General features: G+C 71.2%; 12 protein-coding genes. 7 read left to right on the top strand and 5 right to left on the bottom strand.

The annotated features are described in order from the left end of the window. Positions 1 to 58: 58 nt before the first annotated feature. Both MYK68_RS11045 and MYK68_RS11040 read left to right on the top strand, forming a co-directional pair. Positions 59 to 1,303: an acetoin utilization protein AcuC gene (locus tag MYK68_RS11045; RefSeq protein ID WP_247863703.1), complete on the top strand. Its 1,245-nt coding sequence runs from the start codon at positions 59 to 61 to the stop codon at positions 1,301 to 1,303. Continuing rightward, positions 1,272 to 3,989: a bifunctional acetate--CoA ligase family protein/GNAT family N-acetyltransferase gene (locus MYK68_RS11040; protein ID WP_371307746.1), complete on the top strand. Its 2,718-nt coding sequence runs from the start codon at positions 1,272 to 1,274 to the stop codon at positions 3,987 to 3,989. The genes MYK68_RS11045 and MYK68_RS11040 overlap by 32 nt, the downstream gene beginning before the upstream one ends. 34 nt (positions 3,990 to 4,023) lie before the next feature. Here the strand turns inward: MYK68_RS11040 and MYK68_RS11035 are convergent, their stop codons facing one another. Together MYK68_RS11035 and MYK68_RS11030 are read right to left on the bottom strand one after the other, a co-directional pair. Continuing rightward, the gene (locus tag MYK68_RS11035) at positions 4,024 to 4,992 is read right to left on the bottom strand and encodes a sigma-70 family RNA polymerase sigma factor (protein WP_247863700.1); all 969 of its coding nucleotides are present in this window, start codon (positions 4,990 to 4,992) and stop codon (positions 4,024 to 4,026) included. A gap of 124 nt (positions 4,993 to 5,116) precedes the next feature. After that, positions 5,117 to 5,545: a DUF3099 domain-containing protein gene (locus MYK68_RS11030; RefSeq protein ID WP_247863698.1), complete on the bottom strand. Its 429-nt coding sequence runs from the start codon at positions 5,543 to 5,545 to the stop codon at positions 5,117 to 5,119. Positions 5,546 to 5,627: 82 nt separating this feature from the next. On the opposite strand from MYK68_RS11030, the gene MYK68_RS11025 reads away from it, so the two are divergent. Beyond that, positions 5,628 to 5,858: a DUF3039 domain-containing protein gene (locus MYK68_RS11025; RefSeq protein WP_247863696.1), complete on the top strand. Its 231-nt coding sequence runs from the start codon at positions 5,628 to 5,630 to the stop codon at positions 5,856 to 5,858. On the opposite strand, the gene MYK68_RS11020 is transcribed toward MYK68_RS11025, so the two are convergent. Further along, positions 5,848 to 6,852 (bottom strand): YihY/virulence factor BrkB family protein, encoded by a 1,005-nt coding sequence (locus MYK68_RS11020; protein ID WP_502798247.1) that lies wholly within the window; start codon positions 6,850 to 6,852, stop codon positions 5,848 to 5,850. The genes MYK68_RS11025 and MYK68_RS11020 overlap by 11 nt on opposite strands. A 212-nt stretch (positions 6,853 to 7,064) precedes the next feature. Here MYK68_RS11020 and MYK68_RS11015 point away from each other — a divergent pair, with 212 nt between their 5' ends. Next, a complete protein-coding gene (locus MYK68_RS11015) occupies positions 7,065 to 8,807 on the top strand; it encodes a DEAD/DEAH box helicase (RefSeq protein WP_247868021.1) in 1,743 nt (580 codons plus the stop codon). Positions 8,808 to 8,891: 84 nt separating this feature from the next. Here MYK68_RS11015 and MYK68_RS11010 read toward each other — a convergent pair whose 3' ends face one another. Both MYK68_RS11010 and MYK68_RS11005 read right to left on the bottom strand, forming a co-directional pair. After that, positions 8,892 to 9,080, bottom strand: a complete 189-nt coding sequence (locus MYK68_RS11010) for a DUF7455 domain-containing protein (protein ID WP_247863692.1) — start codon at positions 9,078 to 9,080, stop codon at positions 8,892 to 8,894. A 118-nt stretch (positions 9,081 to 9,198) separates the two neighbouring features. Beyond that, a complete protein-coding gene (locus MYK68_RS11005; protein ID WP_349306132.1) occupies positions 9,199 to 9,795 on the bottom strand; it encodes a TetR/AcrR family transcriptional regulator in 597 nt (198 codons plus the stop codon). A gap of 106 nt (positions 9,796 to 9,901) precedes the next feature. On the opposite strand from MYK68_RS11005, the gene MYK68_RS11000 reads away from it, so the two are divergent. From MYK68_RS11000 to MYK68_RS10990, 3 genes are read left to right on the top strand one after another with little or no spacing between them, the layout of a single operon-like run. After that, a complete protein-coding gene (locus MYK68_RS11000; protein ID WP_247863691.1) occupies positions 9,902 to 10,660 on the top strand; it encodes an SDR family oxidoreductase in 759 nt (252 codons plus the stop codon). Continuing rightward, positions 10,657 to 11,454 (top strand): SDR family NAD(P)-dependent oxidoreductase, encoded by a 798-nt coding sequence (locus MYK68_RS10995; protein WP_247863690.1) that lies wholly within the window; start codon positions 10,657 to 10,659, stop codon positions 11,452 to 11,454. The genes MYK68_RS11000 and MYK68_RS10995 overlap by 4 nt, the downstream gene beginning before the upstream one ends. Then, positions 11,451 to 12,464, top strand: a complete 1,014-nt coding sequence (locus MYK68_RS10990; RefSeq protein ID WP_247863689.1) for a phosphotransferase family protein — start codon at positions 11,451 to 11,453, stop codon at positions 12,462 to 12,464. The genes MYK68_RS10995 and MYK68_RS10990 overlap by 4 nt, the downstream gene beginning before the upstream one ends. The last annotated feature ends 5 nt before the right edge of the window (positions 12,465 to 12,469 follow it).

Below are 12,469 nucleotides of genomic sequence, written 5' to 3'. Positions count from 1 at the left end.
TATCGAGTGACAGGCGAGGCACTAGCGTTGGGGGTGTGATGTGGGAAATGGGGCAGCGGTGAACACAGCGGTCATCTGGAGCGAGGAGTTCCTCGATTACAAGTGGGCGTACACCCACCCGATGAGCCCGATCCGGCTCGCGCTGACGATGGACCTCGCGCGGGGTCTCGGGGTGCTCGACGGGGTGGACACCACCCCGCCGCTGCCGGTGGACGACGACATCCTGCGCACCGTGCACGCGCAGGGCTACATCGACGCGGTCCGCGCGGTCGGCTCCGGGATGGCGTCGCTCAGCGGACCGATGCTGGAACGGCTGTTCGGCCTGGGCAGCGAGGACAACCCGGTGTTCGCCGGGATGCATGAGGCGGGATCGATGCTGGTCGGCGGCACCCTCGCGGCGGCGCAGGCGGTGCACTCCGGGGCCGTGCAGCGGGCGGTGAACATCGGCGGCGGCATGCACCATGCGATGCGCGGCCACGCGGCCGGCTTCTGCATCTACAACGACGCGGCCATCGCGATCGACTGGCTGCTGGCCCAGGGGTACGACCGCATCGCCTACGTCGACATCGACGCACACCACGGTGACGGCGTGCAGGCGCAGTTCGAGCACGACCCGCGGGTGATGACGGTCTCGGTGCACCAGCATCCGGCGACCCTGTGGCCGGGCACCGGCTGGCCCACCGAGGTCGGCGACGGTGACGCCGCCGGAACCTCGGTGAACCTGGCACTGATGCCGGGCACGCAGGATCGCCTGTGGCTGCGGGCCTTCCACGCCGTGGTGCCGTCGGTGATCGCGGCCTTCCGGCCGCAGATCATCCTCACCCAGATCGGGGTGGACAGCCACCGCGCCGACCCGCTGACGGACCTGTCGCTGACCGTCGACGGCCAGGCGGCGGCGATGCGCGCCCTGCGCGACCTGGCCGACAAGTACTGCGAGGGCCGGTGGATCGCCGTCGGCGGTGGCGGCTACGGCGTGATCAACGTGGTGCCGCGCGCCTGGACGCATCTGCTCGCCACGGCGCTCGACCGCGACATCGATCCGGGAACCGCGATCGGCGCGGAATGGATGGAACGGGCGGTCGCGGCCTCGGCGGAGGTCCATCCCGACTACGCCCGGCCGCCGGTAGGCATGATGGGAGACAACGGCGACGTCGGCTTCGTCCCCTGGGACGGGGACACCGGCGCGTCGCCGCCGACCGGCATCAGCGATGCCGCTCAGCAACAGACCGACCGCGCGATCCTCGCCACCCGGCGCGCGGTGCTGCCCCTGCATGGACTCGATCCGGAGGACCCCCGTGACTGACCCCAGCCCCACCACCGATTCGGCCGGGAAGTACCCGCGGCACTGGGCCGCCGACGTGCTCGCCTCCGACGGCGGCGTGGTGCACCTGCGGCCGATCACCCCGCTCGACGCCGACGCGCTGGTGCGTTTCCACGAGGGACTGTCCGAGCGCACCCGGTACCTGCGCTACTTCGGCCCGACGCCGACGCTGCCGCCCCGCGAGGTGGTCCGGATGACCACCGTCGACTACCACGACCGGGTGGCGATCCTGGCCTGGCTGGGCGAGGAGATCATCGCGATGGGCCTCTACGAGGGCCTCGCCGAGGCCGGGAAGCCGCACTCGGCGGAGGTGGCCTTCGTCGTCGCCGACGAGCACCAGGGCCGCGGCCTGGGCCCCATCCTGCTCGAGCACCTGGCCGGGGCGGCCGCGGAGAACGGTTTCACCCGGTTCGAGGCCGAGGTGCTCTCCGAGAACCCCACCATGGTCGCCGTGTTCAAGGCCGCCGGCTACCAGATCAGCCGCGCCTTCGACGGCAGCACCGTGCACGTCGAATTCGAGATCGACCCGACCGACGCGCTGACCTCGGTGCGCAACGCCCGCGAACGCGCGTCGGAGGCGCGGAGCATCGCGAATCTGCTGCGCCCGCAGTCGGTGGCGGTGGTCGGTGCGTCGACCGATCCGAAGAAGGTGGGCAACGTGCTGCTCGCCAACGTGCTGGCCGCCGGCTTCACCGGCCCGGTGTACCCGGTGAACGGGCCGGGCCAGGCGCGGTCGGTGCGCGGCATCCGCGCCTACGAGCGGGTCAGCGACATCCCCGATCCGGTCGATCTCGCGGTGGTCGCGGTGCCCGCGGCCGGGATGACCGAGGTGCTCGACGACTGTCTCGCCAAGGGCGTCAAGACGCTGGTGGTGGTCTCGTCCGGGTTCGGTGAACTCGGCGACGAGGGGCTGGCCTCCGAGCGGGCGCTGGTGAAACAGGTGCGGGCGCACGGGATGCGGCTGGTGGGACCGAACGCGCTGGGAGTGGTGAACAACGACGCGGAGATCGCGCTGAACGCCACTCTCGCACCGCGCATCCCCGGGCCCGGCCGGGTCGGCTTCTTCTGCCAGTCCGGCGCGCTCGGCATCGCCATTCTCGACACCGCCGCGCGGCGCCAGCTCGGACTGTCGACGTTCGTGTCGGCCGGCAACCGCGCCGACGTCTCCGGCAACGACGTCCTGCAGTACTGGGACACCGACGACGCCACCGACGTGATCCTGCTGTACCTGGAGAACTTCGGTAATCCGCGCAAGTTCGGCCGGATCGCGCGGCGCGTGACCCGGAAGAAGCCGGTGATCGCGATCAAGTCGGGCCGCGGGGCGATGACCCGCGTGGGGGAGCAGGGCGAACGCTACGGGGCCGTCGACGACCGGATCGCGCAGATGGTGCTCGCGCAGGCCGGTGTGCTGCAGGTCGACACGCTGGCCGATCTGTTCGACGCGGCCACCGTGCTCGCCTATCAGCCGCTGCCGGAGGGGCCGCGCACGGCGGTGATCGGCAACTCCTCGGTGATCGCCTCGCTGGCCGCGCACACCGCGCGCAACGCCGGGCTCGACGTGGTGTCCGTGGTCGATCTGGGCCCGGCGGTCAGCGAGCAGGAACTGTCCGCGGCGGTGGCCGGGGCCCTCGGCGACGACGGGGTGGACGCGATGATCGTCGTCTTCGTCCCGCCGGTCGCCGTCGACACCGCCGAATACTCCCGCGCGCTGATGGCCGCGACCGAGTCGACGGGGCACTGGAACAAGCCGATCGTCACCACGTTCCTGGCGGTCGAGGGCATTCCGGCGGGCCTGTCGGTGGCCGGCCCGCAGGGCGTGCCCATGCGGGGGTCCATTCCGTCGTATCCGACACCCGAACGGGCCGCCGGTGCGCTCGGGCTGAGCTGGCGCTACGCCCGCTGGCGGGCGCGGCCGGACGCCGTCGAGGTGGAGTTGAGCGGGGTGTCCGCCGAACACGCGCGCAGCTACGTGCGTGAGCTGCTGGGCGACGGACCGCGCGAACTCTCCACCATCGAGACCGCGACCGTGCTGGCCTGGTACGGGATCGACGTCGTGGAGTTCCGCGAGGCGAAGACCCTGCACGAGGCGTCGGCGGCGGCCCGCGAGCTCGGTTTCCCGGTGGCCGTCAAGGCGACCTCGCCGGAATGGGTGGGCCGGCTGGATCGGGAGGGCGCCCGGCTCGATCTCGGCGATGCGACCGCGGTGATCACCGCGTTCGCCGAACTGCAGGCGCTCACCGGCGAATCCACGTTGCAGGTCCAGCGGATGGCGCCGAAGGGTCTCGGCCTGGCGATCTCGGCGGTCGACACCCAGTCGTTCGGGCCGGTGATCTCGTTCGGGCTGTCCGGGCGGCTGTTCGAGACCCTCGGCGACCGCAGCTACCGCGCGGTGCCGTTGAGCATGGACGACGCCCACGACCTGCTCGCCGAGCCGCGCTCCGCGGAACTGCTCGCCGGCGACGCGGGACAGCGTCCGCCGTCGGACACCGAGGCGGTGATCGATCTCCTGCTGCGGGTGTCGGCACTGGTGGAGGACATTCCGGAGATCCGCGGCGTCGTGCTGGACCCGATCCTGTCGTCGGCCGACAGTGCCGCGGTGCTGGCGGCGCGCATGACGATCGGCCCGGTGCCGACCCTCGCCGACACGGGACCGCGCCGCCTCGGATGAGGCGGCGCGGCCGGTGGGGAAGTGCTGACGCCGGTCAGCTGGCGTAGGCGCGCAGCTTCTCGGCGCGGTCGCCCTGCCGGAGCTTGCCCATCACGTCGCGCTCGATCTGCCGGACGCGCTCGCGGGACAGCCCGAAGGAGCGGCCGATCTGGTCGAGGGTGCGCGGCTGGCCGTCGTCGAGCCCGAAACGCAGGGTGATCACCTGGCGCTCGCGGTCGTCGAGCGTGCCCAGCACCGAGCGGATGTCCGAGTGCAGCAGGCTGGAGATCACGACGCTCTCGGCGGAGGTGGCCTCGGCATCCTCGATGAAGTCGCCGAGCGGCGCCTCCTCGTCGTTGCCGACCGGCATGTCCAGGCTCACCGGGTCGCGGCTGTGATCCATCAGGTCGGCGATCTTCTCGGCGGGGATGCCGGTCTCGGCCGACAGCTCCTCGTCGGTGGCCTCGCGGCCGAGCTGCTGGTGCAGTTCACGGCGGATACGGGCGATCTTGTTGACCTGTTCGACCAGGTGGACGGGCAGCCGGATGGTGCGGCTCTGGTCGGCCATGCCGCGGCTGATCGCCTGCCGGATCCACCAGGTGGCGTAGGTGGAGAACTTGAAGCCCTTGGCGTAGTCGAACTTCTCGACCGCACGGATCAGACCGAGGTTGCCCTCCTGGATCAGGTCGAGCAGCGGCATGCCGCGACCGGTGTAGCGCTTGGCGAGGGAGACCACCAGGCGCAGATTGGCCTCCAGCAGGTGGGCGCGGGCCTGCTCGCCCTCGCGCACCAGAATCGCCAGGTCGCGCTTGCGGGCCGGGCCCAGGCGCTTCTTGGTCTCCAGCAGATGCTTGGCGTACAGGCCGGCCTCGATGGCCTTGGCGAGATCCACTTCCTGCTCGGCGGTGAGCAACGCGGTGCGCCCGATCCCGTTCAGATACACGCGGACCAGATCGGCGGAGGGGGACTGGGCGTCCAGATCCTCGGCGGTGGGAGCGGGACGGGTACGAGTTGCGGTGGACATGCGGCCTCCTCGGACGACGATCTGTGGCGAGCGTTCATCAGGTCCAACGCGCCGACGGCGCGGAAGGTTCCCGGCGAGGCTGAGAAGTCGCTGAGTATGTGCGCCCGGCGGGAGACGGGCGGGATCAGTCCCGGCGCGCGGCGGGGTCGGCCGGATCGGCCTCGATGACGAGGCCCTCGGCGGCCGGGTCGCGCGGCGGAGGCGGCGCGGGTTCGGTGGACAGTTCGGCGGGGCCGACGGTGCGGCCGGGTCCGAACTTGTAGTACTGCACCTCACCGCGCTTGCGCGGCGGGCGGTCGTTGGCGATCAGCACCGCCATCCAGGGCATCGGAATCGAGATCGCGATGATGCCGACGGCCCACCACGGATTGTGCGTCCAGGCGTAGACGCCGCTGGCCAGCAGGAGCGCGGGTATGCGAATGCTCATCATCCACAGGTACTTGCGGACGCGGGCACGCTGCTGATCCTCCAGGCTCTGCTCGGCCCGGGTGATCAGGAAGGCATCCGCGCCGGCGCCGCGGCGCCCGCCGGAATCCTCGCCCGTTCGTGCCATACCTCCACTGTTCCACTCGAGGGTCGGTGACGCCAACGCGGGGCGGGCTGCATCGCCGCGCCGCCTGCGTCACAATGGAACGATGAGCACCCAGACGATCGAACGCCCCGACCTCGACGAGCGGACCGAACAGGACGACGACACACCCAAGGTCTTCCACTACGTGAAGAAAGACCGGATCGCCGAGAGCGCGGTGATGGGCACGCACGTCGTCGCGCTGTGCGGCGAGATCTTCCCGGTCACCAAGTCGCCCAAGCCGGGGTCGCCGGTGTGCGAGAAGTGCAAGAAGGTCTACGCGAAGCTCAAGAAGTAGGCGGCCGCCGCCGGATCGGTGCGGTCGGCCGCGCGCCGAGTTCGTCGTCGACGGGCTGCGGCGCGGGCCGTCGCGGCCGCTGACCGGGCCGGATGGCGCGCCGTCGCAGGGTGTCGGTGATCTCGCTGGTCTGCGTCGACACCCATTGCCGCACGACCGGCCCGTTGTGCTCGCGCGGCCAGAGATCCTGGATGGCGGCGTTGAATTCGGCCCCGAGGACGATCGAGAAACCCAGGAAGAAGCCGAACAGCAGAAAGGCGATCGGCGTCGCGAGCGCACCGTAGGTGTAGCCGGTCTTGGCCAGCGCCGTCAGATAGGCGCGCAGGATGTACGTCGCCACCCAGAAGAACACCCCGGCGAGGAAGGCGCCCGGCACCAGACGCAGCCAGGGCAGCGGGTAGGGCAGGGCGAAGCGGTAGAGCAGCACCAGCACGCCGATCAGCAGCAGGCCGACGAACGGGAAATAGCCCCAGGTGATCAGCCAGTTCATCGCCTTGCCCCAGTCCGCGGGGACGATCTGGATCAGATACGTCGGTCCGAGGGCGACCAGCGGCAACAGCAGCACCGCGGTGATCAGGAAGACGATGTAGATGATCAGCGCGAAGATGCGCTGCCAGACCGGGTTGCGCACCTGGTGCTGGTCGTGGGCGGTGACGATGGCCGCGACGAAACAGCTCATCGCCGAGGACCCGGCCCACAGCGACATCACGAAGCTCAGTGAGATCAGGGCGCCGCGGCCGCGATGGAGGACGTTGTCCACGGTGGGCCGGATCAGATCGTCCACCACCTGCTCGGTGAACACGCTGCCGGAGAATCCGACGATCCGGTCGCTGATGATCTGCACGGTGTCCGGGCCGAACCACCCGCCGATGTAGCCGAGGCTGCCGATCACGCCGAGCAGCAGCGGCGGCAGCGAGAGGGCCTGCCAGAACGCGGCCTGCGCGGACCAGCCGATGATGCCGTCGTCCCACGACTTGACGGTGGTCCGCCACACCAGCCGCCCGCTTTTGCGCAGCGCTGAACCGCCGGCGGAGTGCTCTCCGTCGGCCGGCGGCGCGGGCCTCGGGCCATCGGTACTGATGGGTACCAGCATGGCCGATCGGCGGGACTCGGTGGCGTCCGGGGCGGTCCTGCGGCGTGGCGGCTCTGTCGCCCGGAGGGTTTAGACTCGTCTGCGATATGAGTGAACCGGGGCTGACATCGACCATGGACGAGACCGTGACGCCGGGGCAGAGCAGGCCTGAGCCCTCGGGATCGCTGCGTGCCTGGCAGCGCCGTGCGCTCACCAAGTACCTCACCGCCAAGCCCAGGGACTTCCTGGCCGTGGCGACGCCGGGCGCCGGTAAGACGACGTTCGGCCTGCGGATCGCCGCGGAGCTGCTGTACGACCGGACCGTCGAGCGCATCACCGTGGTCGCGCCGACCGAGCACCTGAAGTACCAGTGGGCGGCCGCCGCGGCGCGGGTCGGGATCAACCTCGATCCGAACTTCTCGAACTCGACCGGATCGACCAGCTCCGATTTCGACGGGGTGGTGCTCACCTACGCGCAGGTCGCCGCGCACCCGTACCGGCACCGGGAGCGCACCGTGCGGTGGCGCACGCTGGTGATCCTCGACGAGATCCACCACGGCGGCGACGCGAAGAGCTGGGGCGACGGCATCCGGGAGGCCTTCGACGACGCCGAGCGGCGGCTGTCGCTGACCGGTACCCCGTTCCGGTCCGACGATTCGCCGATCCCGTTCGTCACCTACGAGCCGGAACCGGGCGGCGGTGCCCGCTCGCGGGCCGACCACGCCTACGGCTACTCCGATGCGCTGCGCGACGGCGTCGTCCGCCCGGTGGTCTTCCTGGCCTACTCGGGGCAGGCCAGCTGGCGCACCAGCGCCGGTGAGGAGTTCACCGCGCGACTGGGTGAGCCGCTGTCGGCCGAGCAGACCGCCCGCGCGTGGCGCACCGCGCTCGACCCGCACGGCGACTGGATCCCCGCGGTGCTCAGCGCCGCGCATCGCCGTCTGCAGAAGCTGCGGGCGTCCGGGGTGCCCGACGCCGGTGGCCTGGTGATCGCCACCGACCAGAAGAACGCGCGCGACTACGCCGAGCTGCTCGAATCGATCACCGGCACGCGTCCCACGCTGGTGCTGTCCGATGAGGCGGGCTCGTCGGAGCGGATCGAGGCCTTCGCGGCGTCCGGCGACGAGTGGATGGTGGCCGTCCGCATGGTGTCCGAGGGCGTCGACGTGCCGCGCCTGGCGGTCGGCGTCTACGCCACCAACGCGTCGACGCCGCTGTATTTCGCGCAGGCCATCGGCCGCTTCGTGCGGTCGCGGCGGCCGGGTGAGACCGCCAGCGTCTTCCTGCCGTCGGTGCCGGTGCTGCTGCAGCTCGCCAGCGAGCTGGAGGCGCAGCGCGATCACGTCCTGGGCAAGCCGCACCGCGAGGAGACCGGGCTCGACGACGCCGCGCTGGTCGAGGCCAACAAGCGGGAGGACGAGCCCGGTGAGGACGAGCCGGCGTTCCAGTCGCTGCACGCCAGCGCCGAGCTGGATCAGGTGATCTACGACGGTTCGTCGTTCGGCACCGCGACCATGCCCGGTTCGGAGGAGGAGTCGGACTACCTGGGGCTACCCGGACTGCTCGACGCCGAGCAGGTGCGGACGCTGCTGCAACAGCGGCAGGCGCAGCAGGTGTCCAATCGGTCGACGGTGCGTCCGCGCGAGGACGCCGCGGCCGCCGAGGCGCCCAACGCCGCCGAGCGGAGCACCGGCGCGAGCCTGCACGCGCTGCGTAAGGAACTGAACACGCTGGTGGCGCTGCACAATCACCGGACCGGCCGGCCGCACGGCTGGGTGCACAACGAGCTGCGCCAGCGGCTCGGCGGTCCGCCGACCGCGATGGCCACCGCCGAACAGCTGCAGGAGCGGATCAAAGCGCTGCGCACCTGGAACTGAGCGCCCGGACCCGGCGCACCGACGACGAGACCGGGCCGCGAGCGATCATCGCTCGCGGCCCGGTCTCGATCGTCGGCGGGGGCGTCAGTCGGTGACGACGGCCCCGGCTTCCACGAGGCGCGCCTCGTGGTCGTTGTAGTGGTGGCGGCAGAACAGCAGTTCGCCGCCGGCGGGCAGCGTCGCCCGTACCTTCGCGGCGGCCCCGCAGCGATCGCAGCGATCGGCAGCGGTGAGCGAGGGGGAGACGATGGTGGTCGTGGCGGTGTCGGTCATGGATTCCTCCGTCCCAGTGCGGCGCCCGAGGCGGTGCGCCTTGGGTATCACTCTGTCAGACGATCGGGGCGGGTGATTTGTTCCCGGGGGCGTCCGGGTGTGTCGCGACACACGTCGGCTACTGTCCGCGGGCCTGCACCATGCGCAGCGCGAGCGCGCTGTACGACTCGGCCAGGGCCTCCGGCGTGGGGCCGCGATCGTCGGAGTACCACCGGCCGATATCGATGCCCATCGACTCGAGCGCGAGGGTGACGGTCGCCGGATCGTCGGTCGCGAAGTCGCCGCTGGCGACGCCGGCGTCGACCGCGGCCCGCAGGCGGCGGGCGATGGCCCGGCGCAGGGTGGTGATCCGGGCGAGATGCTCGGGGGTGAGCGCGCCGAGCTCGTAGTTCACGATCCGGGCCCAGGTGTGGTCCTCGGCGTGATAGCGGACGAACGCCCGGATCAGCGCGGCCAGCCGTACGCCGGGAGCGGCGCCGGGCGCATCGGCGGCGTCGAGCACGGCGAGGGTCCGTTCGTGGCCGGTCAGCGAGAGCTGGAAGAGCAGATCCTCCTTGGACGGGTAATGCACGTACACCGCGGCCGGGCTCATCCCCGCAGCCGCGGCCAGGTCGCGCGTGGTGGTGCCGTGGAAACCGCGCTCGGCGAAGGCTTCGACGGCCGCGCGCAGCAGGCGCTGCCGGGTCTGGTCGGCCCGGGACATGTTCTCGGTCACTTCTCTCGTCTCCTTCCCCAGTGCTTGACGCTGCGCAGTGTCTGCAGGCAGAGTAGAGCACACGCAACTAAGCGAGCGCTTAGTCGGCACGTGAAGAGGAGACGAAATGAGTACATCCCGGTTCGCCGGTAAGACGGCGGTCGTCACCGGCGCCAGTCGAGGCATCGGTCTGGCGATCGCCCAGCGGCTGGTCGACGACGGCGCCCGCGTGGTGATCACCGCGCGCAAGCAGGCCGCGCTCGACGAGGCCGTCGCGGCGCTCGGGGGACCGGATCACGCCGTCGCGGTGGCCGGTCGTGCCGACGACACCGATCACCAGGATCAGGTGGTGGCGACCGCCCTCGAACGATTCGGCTCGCTCGACTTCCTGGTCAACAACACGGGCATCAACCCGGTGTTCGGGCCGCTGATGGAGATGGACGTCGACGCGGCCCGCAAGATCATGGACGTCAACGTGCTGTCCGCGCTGTCGTGGGCGCAGAAGGCGTACGCGGGCTGGATGGGTGAGCACGGCGGGGCGATCGTCAACGTCGCCTCGATCGCGGGCCTGCGGCCGGCACCGATGATCGCCTTCTACGGCGTGTCCAAGGCCGCGGTGATTCACCTGACCGAGGAACTCGCGATGGAACTGGGTCCGAAGATCCGGGTCAACGCGGTGGCCCCCGCCGTGGTCAAGACGCGCTTCGCCGAAGCCCTCTACGTGGGCCGCGAGGAACAGGCCGCGGCCGCCTACCCGCTGAAGCGGCTCGGTGAGCCGGAGGACATCGGCTCGGTGGTCGCGTTCCTGCTGTCGGGCGATGCGGGCTGGATGACCGGTCAGACCCTCGTGGTGGACGGCGGCGTGCTGCTCGGCGGTGGCGTGTGAGCGCCTTCGACCCGGCCGGGGCGTGCGTCGTCGTCACCGGAGCGGCCGGCGGCATCGGTGCGGCGCTGGCGACCGGGCTCGCCGCCCGCGGCGGCTGGGTCGTCGTCGCCGACCTCGACGCGGCCGGTGCCGACCGCACGGTCGAGGCGATCACCGCGGCCGGCGGAACCGCCCTCGCGGTGGCCGGGGACGCCGCATCCGAGGAGGGCGTCGCCGCCCTGATCGCGACCGCGCGGCAGGCGTACGGCCCCATCGCGGCGTGGTTCGGCAACGCAGGCATCGACGGCGGGCACGGGCTGGAGTCGTCCGACGCGGATTGGGCGCGCACCGTCGACGTGAACGTCATGGCGCACGTGCGCGCCGCCCGCCACCTGATCCCGGAGTGGATCGAGGCCGGCGGCGGCCGATTCGTGGTGACGGCCTCGGCGGCCGGTCTGCTGACCATGCTCGGCGCCCCGGCCTATTCGGTGACCAAGCACGGCGCCGTCGCCTTCGCGGAATGGCTCTCGGCCACCTACCGTCATCGCGGTGTGGTGGTGCAGGCGCTGTGCCCGCAGTGGGTCCAGACCGGCATGATCGACGAGGTGCCCGCCGCACTCCTGGGCGTCGGCGAGGTGCTGAGCCCCGAATCGGTGGCCGACACCGTCGTGGAGGCGCTCGGCGACGACCGGTTCCTCATCCTCCCGCACCCCGAGGTGGCCGGTTACTACGGTGCGCGGGCGTCGTCGACCGACCGCTGGCTGGCCGGAATGAACCAGCTCCAGCAGGTGATCGAGAAGGGGGAGGGCTCGTGACCGATCGGCTTCCCGGCCTCGACCTGGACGCGCTGACCCCGTGGTTCGCCGAGCACGTCGCCGATCCCGGCGCCGCGCTGACCGCCGAGCTGATCGCGGGCGGCAAGTCGAATCTGACATATCTGCTGCGCGCGGGGGAGCGGCGCTGGGTGCTGCGCCGCCCGCCGGTGGGGCATCTGCTCGCCACCGCGCACGACATGGGCCGCGAGTACCGCTTCATGTCGGCGCTGGCCGAGACGGCGGTGCCGGTGCCGGCGATGTACGCGCACTGCGACGACGACGCGGTCCTCGGGGCACCGTTCTACGTCATGGAGGCCGTCGACGGGACGCCCTACCGCCGGGCGTCGGAACTGGTGCCGTTCGGGCCGGAGCGCACGAGGGCCATCGCCGAGCGGCTGATCGACACCCTGGCCGCCCTGCACGCCGTCGATCCGGAACACGTCGGACTCGGCGACGCCGGTCGTCCGGAGGGCTTCACCGGACGCCAGGTCCAGCGGTGGCGCAAGCAGTTCGACGCCGCCCACACCCGTGATCTGCCGGACATGGTCGCCCTGTACGACGCGCTCGTCGCGCGGGTGCCCGCCCGCGACGGGGCGCCGGGCATCGTGCACGGCGACTACCGCCTCGACAACGTCCTGTTCGACGCCGCCGATCGTCCGGCGGCGGTCCTGGACTGGGAGATGGCGACCATCGGCGACCCGCTCACCGACCTGGCCCTGATGACCGTCTACGACCGGGTGGGCAAGCTCGGCGGCGGCGTCACCGACGTCTCGACGGCGCCCGGCTACCTCACCGAGGACGAGGTGATCGCCCGCTACTCGGCCGCCTCCGACCGCGACCTGACCGATTTCGGCTTCTACCAGGCCCTCGCCTTCTTCAAGCTGGCCGGGATCTCCGAGGGCATCCACTACCGCTACGTCAACGGACAGACCGTCGGCGAGGGCTTCGCGCGGGTCGGCGACGGGGTTCCGCTGCTGCTCTCCGCCGGTCTCGCCGCGCTCGCCGACTGACCCGT

Source organism: Gordonia sp. PP30 (assembly GCF_023100845.1).
Classification (GTDB): Bacteria; Actinomycetota; Actinomycetes; order Mycobacteriales; family Mycobacteriaceae; genus Gordonia.
The sequence above is the reverse complement of the archived record's forward strand: the minus strand, read 5'-3'. Positions and strand labels throughout refer to the sequence as shown.

Bases quoted from the DNA above. Each gene is read 5' to 3' on its own strand.
- MYK68_RS11025 (WP_247863696.1), top strand. From the start codon at position 5,628: ATGAGCACCCAGACGATCGAACGCCCCGACCTCGACGAGCGGACCGAA.
- MYK68_RS11035 (WP_247863700.1), bottom strand. From the start codon at position 4,992: ATGTCCACCGCAACTCGTACCCGTCCCGCTCCCACCGCCGAGGATCTG.
- MYK68_RS11015 (WP_247868021.1), top strand. From the start codon at position 7,065: ATGGACGAGACCGTGACGCCGGGGCAGAGCAGGCCTGAGCCCTCGGGA.
- MYK68_RS11010 (WP_247863692.1), bottom strand. From the start codon at position 9,080: ATGACCGACACCGCCACGACCACCATCGTCTCCCCCTCGCTCACCGCT.
- MYK68_RS11040 (WP_371307746.1), top strand. From the start codon at position 1,272: ATGGACTCGATCCGGAGGACCCCCGTGACTGACCCCAGCCCCACCACC.
- MYK68_RS11030 (WP_247863698.1), bottom strand. From the start codon at position 5,545: ATGGCACGAACGGGCGAGGATTCCGGCGGGCGCCGCGGCGCCGGCGCG.
- MYK68_RS11000 (WP_247863691.1), top strand. From the start codon at position 9,902: ATGAGTACATCCCGGTTCGCCGGTAAGACGGCGGTCGTCACCGGCGCC.